Below are 24,221 nucleotides of genomic sequence, written 5' to 3' on the forward strand. Positions count from 1 at the left end.
TCAGTGCCCAAGCGCAATGGGCGCGGGATGGGCCAGGCCGCCCCGGCACTTGAGCACCCGCACCTGTGCCGGGCTGGCCTCCACCGCCAGGCGCAAGGCGGCCGGTGACGGGTTGATGGCCTCGTTCAAGGAGCGCCAGGCGAAGGCCAGGGTCTGGCCGGTTTCCGCCGCCACCTGCAAGCGGCGCAAGGCCCGGTCATCGGCCTTGCGCGGCCAGCACAGCACCGCGCCACAACTGCCGGAACGCAGGCATTGCTCCACCGCCCACAAGGCGTCGCGCTCATCGGCCTGGATCACCGAAAGCTGGCGCACATCCACCCCGGCGTTTTGCCAGGCGTGGGGGTACGGCGTGTAAGGCGGCGCCACCAGCACGATGCGCTCGCCAGCCGCTGACAAGCGCGCCAGGGTCGGCCACACCAGTTGCAACTCACCCACGCCCTCCTTCGCCATCAGGATTTCGCTCAACGCCGCTTCCGGCCAGCCGCCGCTGGGCAGCACCGCATCCAGGGCCGCAAGCCCGGTGGGATGCACGCTGGCAGGCGGCGCGGCGGGCCGGCCTTTCCAGACCCGGCCGCCATTGAACAGCGAGTCCAGTGCAACGACGGCGCCCATCAGCCTTGCCTCACCAAACCGCAAAACACCCCTTCGATGGCAAGGTCCTGATCAGGCCGCACCACGATGGGTTGATAGGCGGGGTTGCGCGGCAGCAGGCGCACGCGCTCGCCCACGTGTTCGAAACGCTTGATGGTGACTTCACCGTCCAGGCGCGCCACCACGATCTGCCCGTTCAAGGCCTCGGCACTGCGGCGCACGCCCACCAGGTCGCCATCGAGGATGCCGTCTTCGATCATCGAATCGCCCTGCACCCGCAGCAGGTAATCCGGGGTTTTCGCGAACAGGGCCGGGTCGAGCAGCAGGCGATTGTGAACCTCGGCATCGGCGCCGATGGGCAGGCCGGCGGCCACCCGGCCAAGCACCGGGATGTCCAGCAGCTCAGGCCGCGCCGGCTGATTGAGCAGGCGAATGCCACGGGCCTGGTTCGGGTTGACCTCGATAAAGCCGCCCTCGGTCAGCGCCACCACATGCTTGCGCGCCACACTGCGGGAGGCAAAGCCGAACGCCTCGGCGATCTCGGCGAGGCTGGGGGACTGGCCTTGCTGCGCGATGCGGTCGCGGATAAAGGTCAGGATGGCGGTACGGCGGGGCGTTAAGTTCGTCATGGAGTACATTTGTACTCCTGTGGGAAATTTCCTGCAATATCCGTCAGTCGCTTCCCACTCCGCCACTGGAAAAGCCCGCGCCAAGTTGACGAACGGTCTTCCGAATGTTCAGATGCCGGCCTGTTTCAGGTGCCTCATGCCGCCGTGCATGGGGTGAAACGGGAAACCGGTGCCGCTCTTTCCGAGCCAGTCCGGTGCTGCCCCCGCAACGGTAGACGCGTGATCCCTTCGACACACCACTGTGGCCCGCGCGCCATGGGAAGGTGAAGGTGTCCATACGCGTGAGCCCGGAGACCGGCCTGGAATTCTGTTTGGCAAAATCCTGCGGTGGGCGGGCATGGGCCGGTATTGGCGTGTGCTCGGTGCCTACTCGTGCGTGCTTTTCGCGAAAGATACTTTTCCGAGAAGACTATGATTCGACCTTTCAAGACTCCCGTGCCCAGCCTGTTGTTCGGCTGCCTGTTCAGCCCCCTGCTGCTGGCCGACGACAACCCCCTCGAACTCAAGCCACTCAACGTTTCCGCGCCGTCGGTGGAGTCCACCACCGTGGCCGACATGGCCCAGTACGGCAGCAAGGTCGAGATCGTCACCCGCGAACAGATTGAACGCGCCGGCCCCGCTGCCGATGTCTCGCGCGTGATGCAGATGTTCATTCCCGGCCTGTACGTGGCGCCCAAGAACGGCCCGTTCGACTACGGCACCTATTCCCTGCTGGGCGGGCGCAACGATGACACGTTGATCCTGCTGGACGGCGTGCGCCTGAACAACCGGCTGTACGGCGGCCTGTACCTGGACACCCTGCCCGCCAACGCCATCGAGCGCATCGAAGTGCTCAAGGGCGGCCAGAGCCTGCTGTTCGGCACTCAGGCGGTGTCGGGGGTGATCAATATCGTCACCCGCAGCCCGCAAACCCGCGAGGCGTCCGGCGAAGTGAACCTGGGCGCGGACACCTTCGGCGGCACCACCGGCGATGCCCGGGTCGAGAAGATTTTCAACAACGGGTTTGGCGACCTCGGCTTGCTGGCCTACGTCAGCCGCAACGTCTCCGAGGGCTACCAGCCGTTTCGCAACCGCGACCTGAAAAACGTCACCGACAAAAAGCGCTCCTACGAAGTCACCACCTTTGGCACCAAGGCGATCCAGTCGTTTGGCGATGACACGCGCCTGGAGCTGTTTTACCAGTACGCCGACGCCAACCTGGATTTCGCCCGTCCTGTGGACAACCGCAAGACCACCAACGACCGCGTGCAACAGATCGCCACGGCGACCTTCGAGCAAAGCCTCAACGAGCGCCTGAGCTACTTCGTCAAAGGCCATATCAACGACTGGGACACACGCTACACCCGCATCAACAATGTCGAAGGCGGCGGCACCGTGGTCAAGAATCACGACGACTACTGGGGCTTCACCGACTGGGGCGTGCAGGCCGAAGGCAAGGCCATATTGCCGGGCGAGCACGTGCTGGTATTCGGTTCCGACAACCAGTGGTTCAAGGGCCAGGACGATGTATTGATCATCGACGACAACAAGGCCCAGGCCCACGCGCTGTACACCCAACTGCGGCCGAACATCGAGGCCCTGCCGAACTGGCACCCGAGCATCGGCGTACGCCACGAAGCCATGAGCGGCGGCGACAGCGCCACCGTCGGCATGCTCACTTCGCTCTATGATCTCAACGACAACTGGGCCCTGCGCGGCCAATACGGCACCGCCTACAAGCTGCCGAACGCCGAGCAACTGTTCGTCAACGAAGACGATGAAAAAGGCAATCGCAACCTCAAGCCCGAGAAGAGCCGCAACGCCGAGCTGGGCGTCGACTACAAGGGCAGCCTGTTTGCCCGGGACTTCAGCGCCAGTGTCACGCTGTTCAAACGCAAGATCACCGACCTGATCACCCAGGACGATATCCAGTGGGTCAACGGCCAGGGCCAGATCCAGATGCGCGGTTTCGAGGCCGACGCCACGCTGCAACTCAACGCGCAATGGAGCGTGCAGGCCGACATGACCCGCAACCTCACCGAGTCCCGTGCCGGGGTCACCATCAACGACATCCCCGGGTTCTTCGCCCGCTCGCGGGTCGGCTATGAATCGGTGGATCGTATGTGGGGCGCCGGCACGGCCGTGCGCTACATCGGCGATATCGTCAGCTCGAAAAAGGTCGAGTACGGCAACTACACCGTGGTCGACGCCGACGCCTATCGCTACCTCGACAACGCCCACCAGCACCGCGTCAGCCTGCTGGTAGAGAACCTGCTGGACCGCGACTACGTCACCAGCCGCGCCAGCAACGTCGACAACCTCGGACGGCCGTTCACCTCCGAAGTCCGCTACACGTACCGCTTCTGATGAGTACGCCGGTGGAAACTCACCCGGACTGGTCCCACGTACCTGACCACGCCCGTCACGTGTTCCTGTGCACCGGCCCGCGCTGTACCCAGCGTGGTGCCCTGCAACTGTGGAAAACCCTGCGCCGCCACCTGCTGGCACACGACCGCATCGAAAAACCCGGCGGCGTATTGCTGACCCGCACCCACTGCCAGTTCCCGTGCAACCTGGGGCCGATTGTGACGGTGTACCCGGACACCTGCTGGTACGGCGTGCACACCCACGCCGATGTGCAGCGACTGGTGGAAGTGCACCTGGTGGGCGGCGAGGTCGTCGAGGATCTGCTGATCAAGGAGCGCCCATGAGAGCCCCCTGGCTGCTGTTGGGCGCCCTGCTCTGCGCCGCGCCGGTGTGGGCCGACAGTTATCGCAACTGCAACCAGACCTGGGCCGCCGAACACGCTGCACCCTCGCGCATCGTGGCTCTCAACCAGCATGCTGCCGACCTGTTGTTGGCGCTGGACGTTGGCCCGGCGTTGGTGGGCGTGGCGTATCTGGATGACAACGGTGCGGCCCACCCACGTGGTGAGTACTTCGATGTACCGGTGATCGCACCCAAGTACCCGTCCAGCGAAGTGCTCTATGCGCAAAAACCGGATTTGGTGGTCGGTGGTTTTGCCACGGCGTTCGGCACCGGCGTCACTTCCCGTACTGGCCTGGCCGGCAACGGGGTGGCGTCGTACTTGCTCGAGTCGGCGTGCGACGGGCACTCACTGGATTACTTCGGGCATATCCGCAACGACCTGTTCACCCTTGGCGCGCTGGTGCACAAACAGCAGCGGGCACGTGAGTTGAGCGATGCCATGGACGCTGACCTGGCCCGTGCCCAGGCGCTGATTGGCGAGGGTAAACCGCTGTCGGTGTTTTACCTGGACAGTGAAGTCAACGGCCTGGACAGCGAAGGCCGGCGCGGCTTCGTCACCACGCTGGTGGCGGCTGCCGGGGCGCGGAATGTGTTTGCCGGGATCAACCAATACCGCGTCACCGTGAGCCGTGAAACCCTGCTGATGAGCGACCCGGATGTGATTTTGCTGGCGGACGCGGTGTGGTCGCCGGCCAGCAGGAAGCGCCAGTTGTTGACCAGTGACCCGGTGTTGTCGCGCCTGCGGGCAGTGCGGGAGAACCGGATGATCGATATTCCGTTTACCCATTTGGTGCCCACCGTAAGCAGCGGCCGGGTGGTGTTGGAGCTGGCGAGGCAATTCAAAAAACTGGCTGAACTTCCGTAGGAGCTGGCTTGCCGGCGATGGCATCCCCTCGGTGTATCTGAAAGACCGGGTCGCCTGCATCGCCGGCAAGCCAGCGCCTACATCGGGCCGTGTTTGCTTTTGCTCCTCACCACTCATGACTTTTGGTAAAGAGTCCTTTTCGGATTCAGCGGTTTTTCTGAAGGAACGAGGAGCCGATACTCGACTCCATTGTTCACATCACTTCAGGAGTCACCCATGTCCATTCCCGCATTCGGCCTCGGCACGTTCCGCCTGCAAGGCCAGGTCGTCATCGACTCCGTCAGCACCGGCCTGGAGCTGGGCTACCGTGTCATCGACACCGCGCAAATCTACGAAAACGAAGCCGATGTCGGCCAGGCCATTGCCGACAGCGGCATCCCACGGGACGAGCTGTTTATCACCAGCAAAATCTGGATCGCCAACTTCGCCGAAGGCCAGTTGATTCCCAGCCTCAAGGAAAGCCTGCGCAAACTCCAGACCGATTACCTGGACCTGACCCTGATCCACTGGCCATCGCCGGAAGACCAGGTGCCGGTCGCCGAATTCATGGGCCAGTTGCTGGAAGCCAAGCGCCAGGGCCTGACCCGGCAGATCGGCATTTCCAACTTCACCGTCGACCTGATGAAGCAGGCGATTGCCGCCGTCGGTGCCGAGCATATCGCGACCAACCAGATCGAATTGCACCCGTACCTGCAAAACCGCACGGTGGTGGATTTTGCCAAGGCCCAGGGCATCCAGATCACCTCCTACATGACCCTGGCCTACGGCGAAGTGCTGAAAGACCCGGTGATCCAGCAGATCGCCGACCGTCATCACGCCACCCCGGCGCAAGTGACCCTGGCCTGGGCCATGCAACTGGGCTACGCGGTGATTCCATCGTCGACCAAACGCGCCAACCTTGCCAGCAACCTCAAGGCGCTGGACCTGACCTTGACTGACGCCGACATGGCGCAGATTGCAGGCCTGGAGCGCGGCCATCGCCTGACCAGCCCCAAAGGCATCGCGCCGAACTGGGACTAAACCCCGGGCGGGTTGCAATAGAGCGACAGCGTGTGATGCAACTGGCCCAGCGCGTGGTCCACAGCGGCGACAGCGCCGGCCAGTTCGTCATGGGCCTGTCGCTCGCAGGCCTTCTCCAGTTGCTCACAGCAGTCCATCAGGGCCTGGGCCTTGACCATCCTTGCGCCACCCTTGGTGCGATGAGCGAGGTCATGCAGGCGGGCAAAGTCTGCGGTCTTTTGTAATGTCGCCAGTTGCCCGTGGTCCGTCTCAAGGCTGTCGAGCAGCGGCACCAGCAGTTCTTTGACCGCGTCGATATCGCCCCCGGTCAATTTCTCCAGATGGCTCAAGTCCACACCCGATAACGCCTCACCCGGGGCCACCGAAGGCGTCGCCGTGCGCGACGCCAGGGCCGCGTGCAAATCCTCAAGCCCGGTGGGTTTGAACAGGCAGCCGTCCATGCCGGCCTGGCGGCAACGCTTGACCTCCTCCGGCTGAGCATTAGCGGTAAACCCCAGCAGCAGGCACGGCGCCAGACCGCGCTCGCGCTCCAGGGTGCGGATATCCCGTGCCAGTTCGTAGCCGTCCTTGAACGGCATGTTGCAGTCGGTAATCACCCCGTCAAACTGCCCCGACAACCAGCGCTCAAGCCCCTCGACGCCATCTTCGGCGGTGGTGATTCGATGCCCCAGAAAACTCAACTGCCGGGCCAGCAGTAAGCGGTTGGCGGGGTAGTCATCCACCACCAGAATGCTCAGCGCGTTGGCCGGAGGGGTTTCCAGGGCAATGGAGACGGCCGGCATCAACGCCGGGTCGGCGACCGCCAGTGCCAGGGTGACGTCCACCCGCGTGCCCTGCCCCAGCAGGCTGCTCAACTGCAACTGGCCACCCATCATCTCGCACAGGTTGCGGCTGATGACCAGGCCCAGGCCCGAGCCACTGCGCGCCGATTGCGCGGTGTTGCTGCCCTGGATAAACGGGTTGAACAGGCGTTTCTGGTCTTCGACACTGATGCCGATGCCGGTGTCTTCCACCCACAGCCTGAGGTTCAGGTACCCGTTGGCAATCGCCGAGGAGCCGGAAGCGCCCAGCTTCACCTGGCCCTGGGGGGTGAACTTGATGGCGTTGCTCAGCAGGTTCGACACCACCTGCTTGAAACGCATCGGGTCCACCAGCACATATCGATCAATCAGCGGGTCGAGTTCCACCTGCAATACCAACCCCTTGGCCCGCGCCAGGCCATCGAACACCCGCGCCACAGACGTCAGTAACTCATGCAGGTTCGACGACTCCATGGCCAGGGACAGGTGGCCCGACTCAATGCGTGCGATATCGAGGATATCGCCGATCAACTCCAGCATGCCCCGCGACGCATCGGCGGCCACCTCCAGCGCATCGTGGTCGGCCCGCCCCTGTTCGGCGGCCTTCAAGGCCAGTTCGAGCATGCCGATCACAGCGTTCATGGGCGTGCGTATCTCATGGCTCATGGTTGCTAGGAAGGTGGTCTTGGCACGGTTGGCAGCGTCGGCGTCCTCCTTGGCCTCCTGCAGCTGGCCCAGCAGGTGTTGCCTCTCGCTGACATCCACCCAGCCGGCGATCATGCCCACCACCTGCTCATCACCGTCGCGGTACGGCAGCATCCAGTGGTAAATCGTCAGGGCCGTGCCACCCGGCACCTTGAGCACGCGGTCGTGAATCTGCGGCTCGCCCCGCTCCATCAACCGCAGGTAGTCCTCATGAAACGACTGCGCCTGAGGGCGGTTGCCGGTGTCGGTCTCGACCACCGTTTTGCCCACCACGTCCTCCAGCTTGAAACCGAACACATCAAGATAAGCACTGTTGCATGCCATCAACCGTCCCAGGCGATCACGCACGTAAATCGGATGGGGCGTGCCATCGATCAACGCGCTCATAAACCGCATCTGGTCACTCAGCGCACGCTCGGCCTGGGCCCGCTTGCGTATCAGGCGGCGCAGATAAATTGCCCAGCCCAGGGTGATCAGCAGCAGCAACGCCGCCAGGCCGAAGCCCTGGATGATCGCATTGCGGTGGCGCGACCAATAGCTGTCTTCAATTACGACTTCGCTGCGCCAGTGGCCAGTCAAATCATCCATTTCCTGTGGCGTGATGCTCAGCAGCGCCTTGTCGAGGATCGAATACAGCTCCAATTGGCTGCGGTTGACACCAAATGCGATGCGGGCCGGTTCGGAGCCGATGGTGCTGGTCACCCGTAACCGGTCACGGTACTCGCGGGCGATGATGTAGCGCGCACCGATCAACGTAATGACGGCGGCATCGGCACTGCCGTTGGCCACCAGCGCCATGCTCTGTTCGGGGTTCTCGGCGGGCACAAACTTGATGGTGGGATAGTCCCGGGCGATGCTTTCCTGTTGGCTATTGCCACCCAGCAATGCCAGGCGCCTGCCGGCCATGTCTTCCAGGGTGAGCGGGTTGCCGGCGTCGGTACGACTGACCAGTACATACGGGTTGATCAGGTAAGGTCGGGTAATGCGCACCTTGTCGGCGTGCTCATTGCCGGGGGTCACGACTGCAATCATGTCCGCTGCGCCCGCGCTGACCTTGTCAAGCTGCTGGGGCAATGAGGTGCCGGCGACCACGTCGAATTTCAACCCGGTGCGCAAGCTGATGCGGGCCAATACCTCGGCGCTCAGGCCTTCAAACTCGGCCTGTTTGCCGAGAAATGAAATGGGCAGGAACTTGTCGAGCACCGCCACCTTTATCCGTGGGTGCCGCTCCAGCCAACGCTGCTCACTGGCACTCAAGCGCAGCCGGTCCGACCCCAGGACCCCTAGATTGCCGGCACTCCAGCGCCGCAGGATTTCCATCTGCTCACTGGCCGGAATGACGGCCAGTGCGCCATTGACGATACGCAGCAGGCGGGTGTTGTCCCGGGCAAATGCGAAGCCGAACGGGTTGACTTCCAGTGACGAGAAGTCAGCCATCCGAACGTTGTTCAAGTGGTTGCGGTTGATCAGGTAATTGGTGCTGATGGCGTCGCCCAGGTAGACATCTGCCTGGCCGAACGCCACGGCACCGATGGCCTCGAAACTCGATGGGAACAGCTCTATCCGGGCATGGGGGTAAAACGCCTGGACCGCATCCGGCTGCATATAGTGATAGAACATCGCCACACGCTTGCCGGCGAGGTCTGCACTCAGGGATTGGCTGTCGCCGGAACGGGTGACCAGGGTGGGTTGATCCATGGCGTAGGAGCGCGACAGCACAAGCTGCGGGTCAGCCGCTTCGTAACCGTTGGCCGACCCCACAAAGTCCACCTCGCCGCGCTTGAGCGCAGTGATGACCGCATCGCGATTGTCGTAGCGACGCACTTCGATCCTGACGTTCAACGCATCGCCGATCAGCGCCGTGTAATCCGCCGTGATCCCTTCAAGCTCATCGTTGCTGCTCAACTCAAACGGCGCGTAATCGGGCCCCGAGATCCCCATCAACAAGCGGCGGCGCTCGCGTAACCAGCGCCAGTCAGCTTCATCCAGCGCGGCTGCCGGGGTTTCGAGGAGAGAGTGCCCCAACAGCAACAGGGGCCGAGGCTCACCCAGGGCCGGGCTATGTATACAGAGCAAGCCCAGCCATACGCTTGCACTGAGCCACAGGACCCGGAGTGTGGTCATTTCAGATCAAGTGATTGCGCTGGGCGAACTTGGATAAATGCACCACCGACGACATTCTCAGCTTCTCCTTCAGGCGGGTTTTATAGGTGCTGATGGTCTTGTGGCTGAGCAGCATGTCTTCGGCGATTTCCTTGTTGCCCAGCCCCAGCGCGAGCTTCTGCAGCACGGTCAACTCGCGGTCGGAAAGCTCCGCCACCAGGTCCTGTTCAGTGGACTGTAAATCGTCACGGCGCACCGAGCTGGTGGGCAAGCTGGGAAAGCAGCTGTAGTTGGACATCACAGCCTTGATCGCTTTTTGCAGCTCATCCAGCTCGCCGGTCTTGGCGACAAACCCCATCGCACCGGCGCGCATGCAACGGGTGGAAAAAAACACCGCAAGGTAGGACGTCAGCACCAGGATTTTGCAGGGCAGGCCCAGCGCCTTGATCCGGCTGATCACCTCCAGGCCACCCAACTTCGGCATGGCCAGGTCGAGGATGATCAGTTCAGGGCGCTCCTCCCTGGCAATCTGCATCGCGTCGGCGCCGTTACCGGCCTCGTAGATCGTATCGAAACCTTCCTGTTTCAACAGAAACCGCACGGTGGCGCGGATAAATGGATGGTCATCCACGATTAAAGCTTTGCTCATAGGGCTCCCCTGGGAGGATTCAGTACCGTTACACATCACACGGGACCTATCTACCTGTGAGAAATACCAGTTCCGACGAACGGAGCTGAACATTCCTACAAACAATAGCGGGTCCCTTCACTTGAAAAACGCCTGGCCATGGGTAGCGGCACCTGCGTGCCTGGCTAGTCGCAAGCGCGCAACCTTACCAATGGAATGACGCAACAACTGAAGGGATAGTCCTAGGCTTATGTAGGACTTTTCCTCACTAGGAGCATAGTAAACAGCCGGCTCCCTGGGAGCAGAAGCGGCCTAGTCGGTGGTACTCGGGCTCCAGAACGCCTGTACCACCAGGGTCGAGGTGGAAATACGCGCCACCAGGGCGTCCAGTTCATCACCGTCCACCGAGGTCACGGCCAGCGTCGCCTCGATTTCCACCTCTTCAGGACCAAAGGGCCGCACGTCCACATCGCTGGCCGGGTAGTTGCAACGTGCAAGTTCGGCTTCAAGCAAGGCCAGTACCGCCTTTTGCTGGGTACGCCGGGCCACCACGTACAGAATGTTGGTCACCTCGGCCGACACCACGTCCAATGGCTGGCGGTTGATGTTATTGACGATCGGTCGCAGCAAGGTATTGGCCGCCAGCACAAACAGTGTGCCCAGCAGCGCTTCCAGGATCAGGTCGGCACCGGCACAGGCGCCCACCGCCGCCGAGGCCCAGAGCGTAGCAGCGGTATTGAGCCCGCGCACATTGCCTTCTTCCCGCATGATCACGCCGGCACCGAGAAAACCGATGCCCGAGACCACGTAGGCCACGACCCGCACCGCCCCTTCGGCGCCGCCCAGGCGGTTGGCCATGTCGACGAAAATCGCCGCCCCCACCGCCACCAGCACGTTGGTGCGCAAGCCCGCCGTGCGCTGGCGGTACTGGCGTTCGAAACCAATCAGCCCACCGAGAATGAAGGCCGCAGTGAGGCTGACCAGCGTGTCGACCAGCGAGTTGAGGTTGATGTTGTTGATTGCTTGCATAGGCGTCTTCCCTATTCTTTACGAGCCAAACTTGCGGATATAGAAACCTTCAGCGTCTGGGTCAGCAGACAGGCGCGTCCGTAGTACCGCGATGCAAGGCATCACGTACCGTCAAGTGTCGATGAGAGGGAATTCGGGATCGGGCCAGGACAGGCCGCCACCGGGATGCCGCTTCTCGCTGTTGGGCGAGACAACGGCATCGGAAAAATGCGCGTTATCTTGCCAAGTATGTGCCGGTTATCGAGACCGGCCGACGACTGTCACTCGAACAAGTACCCACTGAGGGTCTCCGCTATTGATGAAAACGCGCGAAGCTTACGCTGTGATTTCAGGAGAGTAAACCGTAGGAAAATTTACCCAATGGGTTTGGGGAGGTTCTTCAGGGAGGGTTCAGGTGGGTCTTCAAGCAAAGATATTGAACATGGCACCAATGAAATGTGGGAGCTGGCTTGCCTGCGATGGCGGAGTGTCAGCCAGCCAATTCATCACTGAACCACCGCCATCGCAGGCAAGCCAGCTCCCACACTGGAGGTGTACACCTGAAAATTCCGGGTGGACTGTCTATATCGCCCCGGGTCGATCACGGACGACCAGCGACAGGTACTCGTCGATCTGCCCTCCCTCCAGCAGCTTCACCTGAATGGAAACCCGATTCACCTGCCGCCCCATCTCTACCCCATCCCGGGTACGCACCTGAACATACCCAAGCCTGGGCCAAAAGCGCTCGGCCTTGGCATTCCCTACCACCACCGTCAGCCGCAACCAGCGCGCCCCAAGGCTCACCACCCAGTCCTGGAAATCCGCATGCAACTGGTGCGCAAACCCGCTGCCGTGCAACGGCGTGGCCACCAACAACAGCCCGATATGCCACACCCCGACCGCCAGCAGATCAGACGCCACATTCACCACCGCCACCAGTTGCCCTTCGGCATCGCGGTAGCCAATCCAGTACATCCGTGTGTAGCTCCAGGTGTCAGGCAACTGAAGCGTCAACTCATCCCGTGCCTCAGTGGGCGTGGCAGGTTCACCATTCACCGCACGGAAATACTCCGGCGCCGCCTCGAAAAAGCGCTGCAGCTCGGCCTCATCCTCAAGGGTCAGCTCCACCACCCGAATGCCCGCTATTGAACTGCGCGGCAACTCCACTGTTTCAACAACCTCCATGTTCATCGCTCCTCAATCATCCCGTGTGAGTACTTCCAGCAACTCGATCTCAAACCGCAGATTGCTGTTGGGCGTGATATGCGCGCCCATCGACCGCTCACCGTAAGCCAGGTGCGCCGGCACAAACAAAGTGCGAATACCGCCAACTTTCATGCCCATCAGGCCTTGGTCCCAGCCTTTTCACATGTAACCCTAGCATCTGCTACCTTATCAATCACCACGGCAGGGGCGCCCTAATGCAGAAGAAACAGGCAATTTCATACATTCGATTCTCCAGTGCCCGACAGAAAGGTGGATCAAGCGTAGAGCGCCAAGAGTCCATGATTGCCGAATGGTTGAGCAATCACCCGGAATACGTGCTAGGTGACTTGAGATTCAAAGATCTATCCAAGAGTGGATACCACGGCGAACATATCGAAGCCGGTGGTGGATTTGGAGAACTTCTCTATGCAATCGAAAAAGGGGCTATCCACGCTGGTGACGTAGTTCTTGTGGAAGCCATGGACCGCGCCGGGCGCCTCGCTCCGCTGGAAATGCTCACTCTGATCATTGCCCCAATCCTTCAAGCTGGCGTAGCCATCGTTACGCTAGACGACGGCACGGAGTACACGAAAGCGTCTGTGGGTGGCACCCAAATATTCCTGCTTGTAGCGAAGATCCAAGCGGCACACGGATACTCCGAAGCACTCGCCAGACGTATGACTGACTCGTATGCCATCCGCCGTACTGCGGCCAAAAATGGAACCACTCCAAAGCGTATGACACCTGCGTGGCTTAACAGTGACGGCACTGTTCGTGACGATGTTGCACATTGGGTCAAGATCGCTTTTGAACTGTACGTATCTGGGCTGGGCAAGGCGACGATAGCTAAAAGGATGCGTGAATCTGGGGTAGATCGTCTCGCCAAATGCAGCGGTCCTACCGTCGAAGGCTGGCTACGGAATAAAGCAGTTATCGGCAAATGGGAGACGCTTGCCGGTACGCCAGAACATCAGATTATTGACGACGTGTACCCGGTCATCATTGAGCCAAGCCTGTTCTACAGAGCACAGATTCACGCAGCGGCGGTACGAACAAACCGCCCAGTGAAAACGGCTAACAACTTCCTTGTGGGACTAGTGCAGTGCGGATCATGTGGCAAGAACTACATCATGCAGAACAAGGATGGCCTGCCCCACTCCCTGCGCTGCCGTACCAGACAGAATCTCAAGGGTTGTGAAAACTCCCACACCGTACCAAAGCCTGTGATGGACAGAATCTATTCCTATACGTCACCTAGGGCGGCTCAGCAGGCGATAGCACAGCAACAGCTCGGCGTTAACGAGAAGGAAATCCTAGGCCATGAAGCCGCGCTGACGGCTATCAGCAGGAAGGTGGAGAACCTTGCCCAGACGATAAGCCAAGTCGGAATAATGCCCGAATTGATCGAAGCTCTACGTCATGCACAGGCCGACCGTGATGCCGCCGAAAGAGCCGTGGTTCTCTTGCGTGCAACAGTGGTCGCACCGGCTGCACAAGGCTGGAAAACTCAGGGAGACATTTGGTCCTTGGAGAAAGAGGATCCACAGCGTCTTGCCGCCATGCTACGAACAGTTGGCTACTCGATCACTGTTCACGCTGACGGGCGAATCACATCCACCCACGCCGAAACAACATTTCGATATGCCGGGGTTGACCGTGGGAAAGATAAGTACAAGCTCCTGAACGGAGAGAAACTGATCTTGGTAGACAAGCCCACCCTCAATGAACATCCATACTGGGAACCATTCGACGTTGAGGACGTTGCCGAGTCAGTATGGCTGGAAGACGACTACGCAAACCTACAACGGCAGAATGAGTGACCCTTATCCGACGCCTAGAACGCACCCTACTAAACCAAGGAAGACACTGATGAAATCGCCCTCCGACCTTAAGATCCTCAGCACCATCTATAAGATGTACTACAAAGAATTCAAAAATTATGCATGTGAGTCAGATGTACAAAGCAGACGTAAATCCAAGATCTTCGTGCCAATCCATTGCAAGACGGTGGCCAAAAAACTGAATGTAGACCACGACATAGTATTTGGCAGGCTTTACTACCACCTACAACAAAAGTACGGTTACACCAGAGAGGACGGTAGTAAAGTTGCGTTCTACACTACGATAGCCGGGGAGGAAAATCGTTGCGTCAACTTTCCACTTCTTGCATCTGTGCTTGCGGGCCTGCAAGAGGAAAGCAGTAAATTCAAATGGGCGACTGCTCTGTCGGGCTTAGCTGTCATGATCTCCATCCTAGTGCCGCTGGTTACTGCACTGCTAGACAAACCATGAGTAAAGTTGGACGATGCACCTACTCCCACCCTAGAGTCTGCTTATCGTCAGCGCGGCTGACAGGTGATCACTACCGACCGAAGGTCACGACGCCCCCGAAGTTCTGCGACCTAAATAAAATGCACGCCCCTTAGGGGTGAACTCATAAGCGAGGCCGTCACCAGTAACAACTAATCCCAGCAACTTATTCTCCAGCAGAATATCAATACTACCTTGAGTCTCAACACTCCCGACATTCAATGTCGTACGTAGTGTGCGTAGAGTGGGTTTGATGTCAGCATCAGTAAATTCAGCGATAGTGTATAGCAGCCTAAAGGCTAAAGTAGGGAGAGCATCCTCAGACTGCTCTTCGGACTGAGGTTTTGCATGAACCTCTTGCGTCAGTTGGGCATTGGACTCTTGTAGATCGGCGTAAGCAGCCTCTAACTCCGCTTTGGACTTTTCTATCTCGCTACACTTAGATCTTAATTCACGATAAGCAGTCTCAAGCTCAACCGTGTAAGAGAAATTCTTACCCGCTTGCCGTTCATACAGGCATGTGATCCCGATCAAGCTCACGATGATACTGATCAAAACCGTAAATACTGCCCAAAACGGGATTGGGACTGCGAACGCACCAAACTCGATACACCACGCTACTATCTTAGACAACCATGCGGGAAGCTCGCCATGTTCGACAAAGTAGTTGGTCAATGCCACTGCTATCACACCAGTAGCGGCTAACAACCCGCCGACGATCTTTCGTCGCAATCCCTTCAATTTAAGCTCTTCCTAGCACGTCAAAATCTCATTCTATCAGAGGGTAATGTAACTGGCGCAAAAGCCTACTCCTAGGAAGTCATGCCCGTTTTTCTGGCGACATTGCAACTCGATGGCGATTGATTCTCATCCTGTCAGAAATAATCCTGACCTACCCTGCCCCGCTGAATTTTTTGGTGCCCATAAGAGACGGACTAGGCGTGGCTGGTGGAATTTAGGTCGCCGCTAGAGGTGCTTAACGAGCGGTCCTTACTCGCACTCAAAAGCCAAGTGAATAAAAAATAAATGCTGGACTGGGTGCCGCCGGGTTCAATTCTGGATGTCGTAGAGCGTTGCGCTGTGGGCAGGTGTTAGAGACGGCGAAGCCCGCTCGTGGCGGGCTCTAGAGGGCGTTACAGTCAGGCTTTGGCTACACGCTGGACCGTACTCAAAGCACATCCAACAGTAGTAGCTGTTTTGCGAAGAGACATGCCGCTGGCTAGGCAGTCTTTGATACGGGTATGCAGTTTCAAGTCGGCTGGACGCCCCTGATACACATCAGCAGCCTTAGCCTTCTCGATGCCTTGAGCCTGACGGCGGCGTCTGTCTTCGTAATCCTTTCGTGCAACAGCAGCCAACATATCTAACAACATGGTGTTGATCGCGGCCAGCATACGCCCTGTGAAGTCATCTCCCTTACGCACTGGCTGCATTGCTACATAGCTAGTTGGCAAGTCCAGCGCCACTACCAGCACCCCCTTGGTGTCGAGGATGGCACGGAGCTTTTTCCAATCTGCCTCATTGAGGCGCGACAAGCGGTCAACCTGCTCAACCAGCAAAATGTCACCGACTTCGCAATCATCCAGCAAACGGAACAGTTCAGGACGTTGAAGAGTTGAGCCGGATTCGTTCTCGATGTACCACGCCGCAACACGCTGACCATGCTCAGCAGCGAAAGCCTTCAATTCATCTCTTGCCCTTGTGGCGTCTTGGTCATCAGCCGATGCCCGCAAATATGCACGTACAAACATCCCAACCCCTCCCGTACCGTTTTGAATGTACCGATTATAGTCGTACTGGTTAGGGTTATTAAAGCGATATTATCGGTACACCAAAAGCATCAGATGAATAGTACTCGATAGGGTATACCCGTATCGGTATAGATGATTGATAGCGTTGCACCTGCGGGATAGGTAGTGGCAATCTGATTGCTCCAAAAAAGGAGCTACCCATGAAAGACGGAATCATTCGCTTAAACGACTTCCTATGCTACTTCGCCATTGCGATATTGGCGTTCGTTGGCTACCACGCATACGGGCTAATGGGCGGTGTTGGTGGCTTCGTCATTGGCGCTGTGTTTGCTGGGTTCTGGCTTGTTCTCAGCGCCATATACGATGAAGTTAAACGGATTGGCCTAACCAAGGGCTAAGGCACTCTCCCTCACCGAACCCGGCTCGCATCATGGGCCGGGCTGGATGTTGTCGTCCCGCTGAAAAACGGTGGTTCCGGTTCATTTTGAGCGTTCTGACGTCAAAACCTCGATTTGAGCGTAGTCACGGGAAAAAGCTTAGCCCTCGATCCCCACACTCCACGGAAACACTGGGCTCCAGAACTAGGCGCAGGGATAGCGCCTACAAGAGGCATTGGGTTTCATGGGGGTTTACAGGTAGTTTTCGTGCATTGAGGGTTCCGCACATCTGCCGTTACAGAGGCTGTATGAGGCACCCAGACCGACTCAAGATTAGGATTGTTTCGTCGATGGAACGCTCCTTTGCCGACTCCGGGCTAGCACTGCCCACGAAAAGATAAGCGCGATTGATCAAGCGGTCACAAGTTGCGCTGTCTTTTGTGTTCAGTTCTAAGCCCTGAACGACTGACATCTGCCGCTCCGTAGCTTTCTCATAACGTCGCTTCATGGCGGAGCGGAAAATTTTCGGATCATCCTTGGCGAGCTTCTCATCACGCATCATCTGGACATTGAAGCGCTGTGACTCTTCGGAGACACCCTTCATATCGTCATCTGAGTTTGCGAGCCAGACAGCCGACGAACGCATGCTACCCAAATCGGCACCAGTCATGTCCACCTTCAACATGTAGCCCCGGTTATCCATAAACACTAGGGTGCAGGTCATGCCTTTCCCTGCCTCTACGCATGTGCGAACTGACTTATCCGACGCCAGGTAGAGCGCCTTTGAAACAGGAACGGTCTGAAGCTGATGTTCAGGTGGGTTCACCGTAACAGTGCCCATTCCATGCTGCCGAGTAGCCATCATCAGCTCAACGATATTGAGATTCCGGTAATCAGGGATAGACTTACCCGTTAGCAAGTCCGGAGTAGACCCAATCTTCGGCGGGCTCTTCGGCATTATCTTGCTGAGTTCGCTCTTGATGCAAAGTTCGTCGCACTGGTCGGCAGAAATTCTCGCCTGCAAGGCATTCAGCGCAACAGTCGCCGGGGCTACCTTAGAAGCGTTGTTAACATCACGCAGCTCCAACCGGTATGGGGTTTTTTCCAGACGCTCAACGCGGTCGGCACCACCCCCCTCAGGAATGTAAACGCTGACACTGTAAATCTCGCCTGCACTGTTCTTGAATAGGTAATTGCAAAACCCTATGCCCCCGCAAGACTCCACCTCTGGTCGGCCTTGAATACGCTGCTGGCTAACACTGGGGTCCATGCCGTCAAGAGACTCAGTGGTGACGCGCTCTACTTCACCCTGAGTAAGCGGCGCTAGCCCCGATACGACCAGCGCCTGCTTCGCGTTTGCGTAAGTCTGATTAGTGATATTCGGCACACTAGCAGCGTAAGCGAAACATGTGAAGGTACAAAGAAGTGCAGAGCCAATCAGTGCTTTCATAAACGTCCTGTAGAGTAAATACGCAATTTCAAAAAGCCACTATAGCGCAATAAGCGTACAAAAAAGTATGCACCGGAGGGAGCTACTAAGGTGCCTACCGCTCCCACGGAAGCGGATCAACTACCACCGGTTGACGTACCAGAGGCATCACCGGAACCACGTCTAGCACTGGGTCATCAAGAGATTCAGCAAACCCCTTCAGTCTCGCCAACACCCTTGCGGGAGCCTGTACAACGGGAATGACTGATGTTGCTGTTTGCTTGGGCCTCACGCTGAACACAATGGGCTTGTATGCCGGGATACGTTCACCGTGATCCATGATGCTGGTGTGGCGGGCGATGTATTCGCTCAGTACGTCTTGGAGGGCTTCAACAGACTTGCCGTGTAACAGGTCAAAGACTGCATGCTGCTCATGGGTGTTGAGAGTGATCCGACTCAAGTGCTGTGATGTAAACGGGGCTACACGCTTCCGCAGGATGTTCATTACATGGGCTAGTTCTGGCCGGTACGTAGAGTGGCGCTCAAGCTCTAGCAGGAACACGTCAGAGGCCGTGTACGTGGTGGTCTTCACCACAAAAGCCGCACCCCCCTCCTTGCCTTCCAATGTCGCCTTGAGAGCCCTCAAGGCTTGAGTGGTCATGCCGTCGAGGCTGTCTAGGTAATCACGGTGCTCCGGTACAGCTGGGTCGAGGTGATCATGTAACCACGCTGTCAGGGCATGACGCTGGGTTGATTGGATCTTGGCGACCTTCACCAGCTCGGCTACCACATCAGGCCCAAGGAAAGCGATGATGCGTTCTACGGTTTGTTTGCGTGGCGATCCTTTGGCTACAGCATGTTTGGATACCAAGGCACTGCGGCTAATGCTGAGGCCATGGCCGTAGTATTTCGTACCGTGAGCGCGATTGAGGTGAGTCGGCGCCACTACAAGGTTTTCAGCGTGGTAGAGGCCAATGAAGGCGTGGCCTTGCACTGGGGCAATGTGGCTGATCTCAAAGTCTTTGGACTGGCCGTATTGGTTGGCCTTGAGCTTGAGTTTGTATACGTCGTGCAGGGCTAGCAATGATTCAACTGTATGGCCGGTGAGGATTTGCAGGGTGCCTGCACGTTCGCATTCGTAGGCCAAGTGGTACAAGAAGGCGGAGTTGGTTGCTTTGGCAAGGCGTGCAGTTCGTCTCTTGGTGGAGGCGGCGAGCTGTTTGCACTGACGTGTGCAGTAGATGGCTGTAGCGCTCTTTGTACGGAATCGTTGTTTACATTCAGGGCATGTCGGACGGCGGTAAACTGCCTTAGTGGTGGGCTTCTTGCTCGGTGCTGCTGTTGTCACTAGTGCTGACTCCTACTTGGGTCGTCGAGGTATTGGTTTGGTTATCTGATTGGTACGTGATACGGCATGCCCCGGAACAAAAGGGCATTGGCTTGGAAACGGTGAAAGCTCGCCCACAGGCGCGGCATGTGCATGTCTTCATGCTGAAAACTCCAGATAGGGAATGGCCGGATTACCATCCGGGTGAACTACCACCCAGCGGTGGAGCCCTTGGTGGTTAATCACTTCTTGAACAATGAACCGTTTGCGGGTTGTCCCGCACAGAGTCATGGCGGCTGTAAGCGCCGCCCCCGATGATGTGAATTCGTATGGCCTAGCCATATATTGGTTCTCCTGTGAGTGGGTAATGTTGTGTGCGAGGCACACGGAAGACGTCCACTGAAAAGAGGCTCCAGCCCTTATGTAACGCGGGTTGCGGCATATGCGAGAGGAAGCATTCGCCTACTAGAGGCATGATTGTTTGTTAGTCACGCTCTGGCGGTGGCAACCTGTGATCGCCCAGAATTGTTATCCAGCAAAGCCCTTCTGGCATACCCATCATCACGCAAGACCAAACGGTGTCAGCGACATCTGGATACTGGAGAGCAACTTGCTCTCCGTATGTTTCGATCACGTATTGGGTTGCAGCAGCGTGGTAGTCGGCACGCGCTGCAATGTCTTCGTATCTCACTGAACCTCCTTCGGGAGGTAGCTCTGGAAGGCTTTCTGCAACTCTTCACGGACTTGCCCGCTGACAGCGGCCCCAATATCAGATGCACTTGCATCGGTCTTGGCAGTGATATTCACTTCAACGTTTACTGGCGTATTGTTCGTAACGTTGTTCGTTACGGTCTCGCCCTTGGAAGGTCGCGCAACATCATCAGAAACCATGTACCCGCTACTTCCCGGCGTAGCACGTGAAGCTGTTGCAACTGCTTGGGCGGCAACTCTGGCAACTGCATTGTTTGGGTCAGACTGGCTCAACAGCTCTTCAAGATGTTTGCCGAAGTCAGGAAGCGCACGAGTATTGAGCCCTGACGTATCAAGTGCTGGCAGTCTCGGGTCCAGCGGAGCGTGGTCGCTGAAACCAACTTGCCCCCAGCGAGCGCGGTTATCCTCGGCAACCGATTGGAGGTCTCTACCGACACCCAGCAGACGCCAGAGCTTGGAAATTGGATCAAGTGCATCAGCATCTAGCTTTTGCTGGGTAGTGCGAGAACCGGCCCCTCCGCCATTAAGGGCGTAGGGATCAATACCGCTACCCTCGATCAAGAAGCCCGCCCCCACCTCATCGGCCCTTTGTTGCGAGGTTTTCTCGCTATTGTCGGCGTTCTTGCCTGCCAGCATGTTAAGCATGCTGGTTTGAAGCTTCACCAATACGGTATCGAAGTCTCTAAAAGCGTTTTGTAGGCCAGTGGCGCTTTCAATCAACTGACGCTCCGCTGTCAGGCGATCACCTAGAGCGGCAATCAGCTCGGGATTTTCGTTAACCCCTACGCTCCGCAAGTACTGATCGTTCTCAACACGTACAGCCTGTGCATCCAAGGAGCGCTTGTGACGTTCAAGTAGCTCCGGTGATTGGGCTACGATGTCACGTAGACCCTGTTGAACCATCGCACCGTTCACCTTGCCATCGTGTTGCGCTTCCAGCAGGAAACCGGCGAGCTTGTTCACGTCACCTTTGTAACCAAGCGCCTTACCAATTGCTTGGTATAGGATCGTTGTTAGACGTGTGCCAAGGGCGTCGGTCAGAGGGCGTAGATCCTGCCCCATGAATCGGTCTTTCGAGTAACCCTGATTGAGCTGGAGGGCGGCGGAGTATTGCTGCGTCTTGTCCAAGTTACCGATACGGAACACTGCGGCTTGATCCTTCTGCAACTGGATGGCCTCTTCCAGTGTTTTCCCCTGAGCCCGGAAGCCTTGAATCATGTTCGAGTAAGCGACGGCGGATTCGCGGTCGATCTTCATTCCGTACTCTTGGCTGTTGCCGATGTACGCTGCTTTGATTCGTGCCCGCTCCTTATCGGTGCTACCCGCCGCCAAAAGCGTATTGTCGAACTGCTGATTGTCGGCGGCTGTTTCTTGGCGCTGTTCGATACGCTTACCAAGATAACCGGCAGCCTCTGTAAGGGCGTACAAGGCTGCTCCAGCGGCGCCAAGGCCCACGGTTAACCCGCCTAGCCCGCCGCTCTCTGGACGATCCTGACGAGATTTCCAAGCCGCAAAACGGTCTTGAGCCATCGAGTATCTACCGGCGCCTTGTTCAGCCCGTACAGCGGCCCGACTTTCGCGGAGAGTTGCCGCAAGTTTGGATGCTTGATGGCGCTCAGCAAGCCTAACTCCACGCTCACGAGCCGCAAGTAATCCGGTCTCGGCGCGCTGGAGCTTAGTCTGATGTAGTGCAGCCTCCTGCTGTAATTTCACCGTTCGTTCTTGGCGACGTTGCAGAATGTCAGCTAGTCGCGCCTCTCGAACCTTTGACTGTTCAGCTGTGGCCTGTAGCTTCGCCCTACCAAGATCAACTTTTAGACTCTCTTGCTCGGCCTTGCGTTGTTTGGCTGACAGCACGGCGGCAGTGACTTGTTGTTTCAAGGATGCACTTTGCAGGAATGCAGCTTCGCGATTGCCCGCAGAAGTTAGCTTTTGCTCGGCAAGTTGAGCCCTGAACTGTGACTGTCGTAGTCGAGCCAGCTTTCCCTCAGCGGCAATCTGTTTGTCGAGACTCTTCTGAGCTGCTGCATTAGCAGATATTGATGCGTTACGCTTGGTTGAAATACTGAACTTCCTATCCAATCGCGTGTTAAGTTCGTCGGCTGTACGCATCACACCGACCATACTGGCCTGTACTCGTTTTAGCATTTGCTCAAACGCAAGCAGCGGGCCTGCCTTTACATCGAATACCAGCGTACCTGTTAGGCGTGCAATCTCTTCGTCATGGACACTCACTGACTACCCCCACTGGCGAAACCGTAGGGCAACTGGCGCTGCTCGAAGTGCCCGTTGAACACTCGGTTAAATGCCCGGTCATTTCGCCCAAAGCTAACAAAGCTCGTCTGGTCGAAGTAGTCACCTTGATTGATTGCCAGGTATTGTTCGAATACATCCTGTACAGCTCTTGAGCCAACCAGAGCAAAGTAGACCGTGCCATCAGGAAGCCTAACCCACTTGTAACTGAATTTGATGTCTGGGGCGATATAGCTGCGAAGGTATTGACCCAATGCACAGGCCAAGCCTGTAATGTTACGTGAGCCGGTAATACGAGTGATGCTGTGGTATTGCTGCTCTTTATTCAGAGTTCGTTTCGGTGTAGCGATTCTCACCATTAAATATCCTCGATATCCGTTATTACCCAGCTACCAGCAGCAATACCATTGATGGCTATAGGTAAGGTAAATGAGTGTGACATGTACTTTGGGTGTTCTCTATTAAAGTCAACAACTGCCTTCAAGATAGTGTCTTCGCTGTACTCGCGCGAATCCATAACCACCAACATGTCTGTAGCTGCCCCTGAGGGGCTTTTAGTTGCAGGGGCTTGCGATGGTAGCGCCTCACTCTTAGTTATTGCTGTAGGAGCTTGTAAGGGCTCTTGCTGTAGCCTTGGATCGCTGGGCAAATACTTGGTTAGCAGTTGCCGGGTTAGATTGTCGATCACGAACGTTTCCCTTTCGCAGGAGCTGGAGTTTGCACAGGTGCGGTTGTCTCTTGAGGTGGATGGAACGTTGCTCTAATTTCTACTTCCACCAAAGCACGCTTCTCGGCAACGGCTTTAGCCTGTTCACGTTCTTCTCGAGCAGTATCAACGCGTAGCTGGGCGTCCACTTGATCTTGAATAAACTTCTCGTTATGAGTTTCAATCTCTGCCCTGTAATCGGCCTCAACCTTATGCAGGATTGCTGCAAGCATTGGTTTGACCTGACCCTCTGGACGGTTAAAGTAGATTTCCCAAGTATTGGCGTTGATGGCGACAGTGCCAATTGTTGTAATTGTGTACCCTTTTGCTGTGTACTCGATGTATGTCGGAATCAAGTCTTCGGCATACTTCACGAGTACAGCTTCAATACCGCCGTCTTGGTATCCACCGACGGGGCGCCCTGTTGCTGGGTCAACGTTTGCAAAGTGATTAATCCCAGCCTTACGGCCACAGAATTGTTCTTCGGCTGCTGCTTTGCGGGTTTGCAGTTCTCTTGAATCAATGGATTTAAGCATGGGATTCTCCTAGCTGGATTGGTTTGTCTGAATGGATTAGTTCGATCAGTTCCGGCGTCAATTCCTGCCGAACTATCGCTTCAAGTTGGTCAAGGGTCAGCTCTGGATTACAGTCTTCAAAGGTCACAGATAACCGCCCGATAGTGACTGTCTTACTTCTATTGCGACGGTGATACTCGGTGTTGCACTGTTTGCAACAGTAGAGCGAACGGACTGTTCGACTCTCAAATGTCTTTTGACACGCCGGATTCTTGCAGGCGCGTGTTACTCGTTGGGCCATATGCGGCTTCCTCTTGAGGTTGTAGTGGTAATGCAGTGGAACTTAATCGCGGGTACAAAAAAAGGCAGTAGCTGTAGGCGCCTGCCTTGAGTGTGTGCTGCTGAATTAGTTGCCCATTCGAAGAGCCAAGGGCGGTGGCCGATACAAAGTCCGCACTCTGTATCTAACAGTTATCGACCGGCGAACTGCTGGCGCTTGGACGGATGGAAGCCGGGCCGGGTTTTGAAGCTCGTGAAAG

The 24,221-nt window shown here is 57.4% G+C and carries 21 protein-coding genes, 1 pseudogene and 1 riboswitch; of the genes and pseudogenes, 7 read left to right on the forward strand and 15 right to left on the reverse strand.

The features are described 5' to 3' along the window. Entirely contained in the window at nucleotides 1-612 is a 612-nt protein-coding gene (gene imuA, locus HKK54_RS30810) for a translesion DNA synthesis-associated protein ImuA (RefSeq protein WP_017475309.1), read from the reverse strand. Then, a complete protein-coding gene (gene lexA / locus HKK54_RS30815; protein WP_169388935.1) occupies nucleotides 612-1,229 on the reverse strand; it encodes a transcriptional repressor LexA in 618 nt (205 codons plus the stop codon). Before lexA ends, imuA begins: the two co-directional genes overlap by 1 nt. Before the next feature lie 101 nt (nucleotides 1,230-1,330). Next, a riboswitch (cobalamin riboswitch) is annotated at nucleotides 1,331-1,537 on the forward strand. Between the two features lie 94 nt (nucleotides 1,538-1,631). On the opposite strand from lexA, the gene HKK54_RS30820 reads away from it, so the two are divergent. The 4 genes from HKK54_RS30820 (at nucleotide 1,632) to dkgB (ending at nucleotide 5,853) form a co-directional block, all read left to right on the forward strand. Beyond that, entirely contained in the window at nucleotides 1,632-3,566 is a 1,935-nt protein-coding gene (locus tag HKK54_RS30820; RefSeq protein WP_169388936.1) for a TonB-dependent receptor plug domain-containing protein, read from the forward strand. Next, on the forward strand, nucleotides 3,566-3,910 hold the full coding sequence (locus tag HKK54_RS30825; protein WP_032881958.1) for a (2Fe-2S) ferredoxin domain-containing protein: 345 nt from the start codon (nucleotides 3,566-3,568) through the stop codon (nucleotides 3,908-3,910). Before HKK54_RS30820 ends, HKK54_RS30825 begins: the two co-directional genes overlap by 1 nt. Continuing rightward, nucleotides 3,907-4,833 carry an ABC transporter substrate-binding protein gene (locus tag HKK54_RS30830; RefSeq protein WP_169388937.1) on the forward strand — a complete coding sequence of 309 codons (927 nt, stop codon included), beginning with the start codon at nucleotides 3,907-3,909 and terminating at the stop codon, nucleotides 4,831-4,833. Before HKK54_RS30825 ends, HKK54_RS30830 begins: the two co-directional genes overlap by 4 nt. 216 nt (nucleotides 4,834-5,049) lie before the next feature. Next, nucleotides 5,050-5,853: a 2,5-didehydrogluconate reductase DkgB gene (gene dkgB, locus HKK54_RS30835; protein WP_010172196.1), complete on the forward strand. Its 804-nt coding sequence runs from the start codon at nucleotides 5,050-5,052 to the stop codon at nucleotides 5,851-5,853. On the opposite strand, the gene HKK54_RS30840 is transcribed toward dkgB, so the two are convergent. The 5 genes and pseudogenes from HKK54_RS30840 to HKK54_RS30860 form a co-directional block, all read right to left on the reverse strand. Then, nucleotides 5,850-9,482 (reverse strand): transporter substrate-binding domain-containing protein, encoded by a 3,633-nt coding sequence (locus tag HKK54_RS30840; RefSeq protein WP_169388938.1) that lies wholly within the window; start codon nucleotides 9,480-9,482, stop codon nucleotides 5,850-5,852. The genes dkgB and HKK54_RS30840 overlap by 4 nt on opposite strands. A 1-nt stretch (nucleotide 9,483) precedes the next feature. Next, nucleotides 9,484-10,110 (reverse strand): response regulator transcription factor, encoded by a 627-nt coding sequence (locus HKK54_RS30845; RefSeq protein WP_010172201.1) that lies wholly within the window; start codon nucleotides 10,108-10,110, stop codon nucleotides 9,484-9,486. 291 nt (nucleotides 10,111-10,401) lie between these two features. After that, entirely contained in the window at nucleotides 10,402-11,118 is a 717-nt protein-coding gene (locus HKK54_RS30850; protein ID WP_010172203.1) for an MgtC/SapB family protein, read from the reverse strand. Between the two features lie 561 nt (nucleotides 11,119-11,679). Next, nucleotides 11,680-12,282: a GNAT family N-acetyltransferase gene (locus HKK54_RS30855; RefSeq protein WP_169388939.1), complete on the reverse strand. Its 603-nt coding sequence runs from the start codon at nucleotides 12,280-12,282 to the stop codon at nucleotides 11,680-11,682. A 12-nt stretch (nucleotides 12,283-12,294) separates the two neighbouring features. Next, nucleotides 12,295-12,462 (reverse strand): annotated as a pseudogene (locus HKK54_RS30860) (FKBP-type peptidyl-prolyl cis-trans isomerase); the annotation flags it as partial. Nucleotides 12,463-12,518: 56 nt separating this feature from the next. Here HKK54_RS30860 and HKK54_RS30865 point away from each other — a divergent pair. Further along, nucleotides 12,519-14,123: a recombinase family protein gene (locus tag HKK54_RS30865; protein ID WP_169388940.1), complete on the forward strand. Its 1,605-nt coding sequence runs from the start codon at nucleotides 12,519-12,521 to the stop codon at nucleotides 14,121-14,123. A gap of 49 nt (nucleotides 14,124-14,172) precedes the next feature. After that, the gene (locus HKK54_RS30870) at nucleotides 14,173-14,595 is read left to right on the forward strand and encodes a hypothetical protein (RefSeq protein WP_169388941.1); all 423 of its coding nucleotides are present in this window, start codon (nucleotides 14,173-14,175) and stop codon (nucleotides 14,593-14,595) included. Nucleotides 14,596-14,679: 84 nt separating this feature from the next. Here HKK54_RS30870 and HKK54_RS30875 read toward each other — a convergent pair whose 3' ends face one another. Next, on the reverse strand, nucleotides 14,680-15,294 hold the full coding sequence (locus HKK54_RS30875) for a hypothetical protein (RefSeq protein WP_169388942.1): 615 nt from the start codon (nucleotides 15,292-15,294) through the stop codon (nucleotides 14,680-14,682). A gap of 458 nt (nucleotides 15,295-15,752) precedes the next feature. After that, nucleotides 15,753-16,364: a recombinase family protein gene (locus HKK54_RS30880; protein ID WP_169388943.1), complete on the reverse strand. Its 612-nt coding sequence runs from the start codon at nucleotides 16,362-16,364 to the stop codon at nucleotides 15,753-15,755. Nucleotides 16,365-16,564: 200 nt separating this feature from the next. On the opposite strand from HKK54_RS30880, the gene HKK54_RS30885 reads away from it, so the two are divergent. After that, nucleotides 16,565-16,762: a hypothetical protein gene (locus HKK54_RS30885; protein ID WP_169388944.1), complete on the forward strand. Its 198-nt coding sequence runs from the start codon at nucleotides 16,565-16,567 to the stop codon at nucleotides 16,760-16,762. 274 nt (nucleotides 16,763-17,036) lie between these two features. Here the strand turns inward: HKK54_RS30885 and HKK54_RS30890 are convergent, their stop codons facing one another. From HKK54_RS30890 to HKK54_RS30915, 6 genes are all read right to left on the reverse strand, one after another. Next, entirely contained in the window at nucleotides 17,037-18,191 is a 1,155-nt protein-coding gene (locus HKK54_RS30890) for a hypothetical protein (protein WP_169388945.1), read from the reverse strand. A 94-nt stretch (nucleotides 18,192-18,285) separates the two neighbouring features. Continuing rightward, nucleotides 18,286-19,518, reverse strand: coding sequence for a hypothetical protein (locus tag HKK54_RS30895; RefSeq protein WP_169388946.1), 1,233 nt, complete (start codon nucleotides 19,516-19,518; stop codon nucleotides 18,286-18,288). A gap of 666 nt (nucleotides 19,519-20,184) precedes the next feature. Beyond that, nucleotides 20,185-22,443: a hypothetical protein gene (locus HKK54_RS30900; RefSeq protein ID WP_169388947.1), complete on the reverse strand. Its 2,259-nt coding sequence runs from the start codon at nucleotides 22,441-22,443 to the stop codon at nucleotides 20,185-20,187. Next, nucleotides 22,440-22,820 (reverse strand): hypothetical protein, encoded by a 381-nt coding sequence (locus HKK54_RS30905; RefSeq protein ID WP_169388948.1) that lies wholly within the window; start codon nucleotides 22,818-22,820, stop codon nucleotides 22,440-22,442. The genes HKK54_RS30900 and HKK54_RS30905 overlap by 4 nt, the downstream gene beginning before the upstream one ends. Continuing rightward, nucleotides 22,820-23,149, reverse strand: a complete 330-nt coding sequence (locus HKK54_RS30910) for a hypothetical protein (protein WP_169388949.1) — start codon at nucleotides 23,147-23,149, stop codon at nucleotides 22,820-22,822. Before HKK54_RS30910 ends, HKK54_RS30905 begins: the two co-directional genes overlap by 1 nt. Then, on the reverse strand, nucleotides 23,146-23,703 hold the full coding sequence (locus HKK54_RS30915) for a hypothetical protein (protein ID WP_169388950.1): 558 nt from the start codon (nucleotides 23,701-23,703) through the stop codon (nucleotides 23,146-23,148). The genes HKK54_RS30910 and HKK54_RS30915 overlap by 4 nt, the downstream gene beginning before the upstream one ends. Nucleotides 23,704-24,221: the final 518 nt, after the last annotated feature.

The organism is Pseudomonas sp. ADAK13 (assembly GCF_012935715.1).
In the GTDB taxonomy this organism is placed as follows: domain Bacteria; phylum Pseudomonadota; class Gammaproteobacteria; order Pseudomonadales; family Pseudomonadaceae; genus Aquipseudomonas.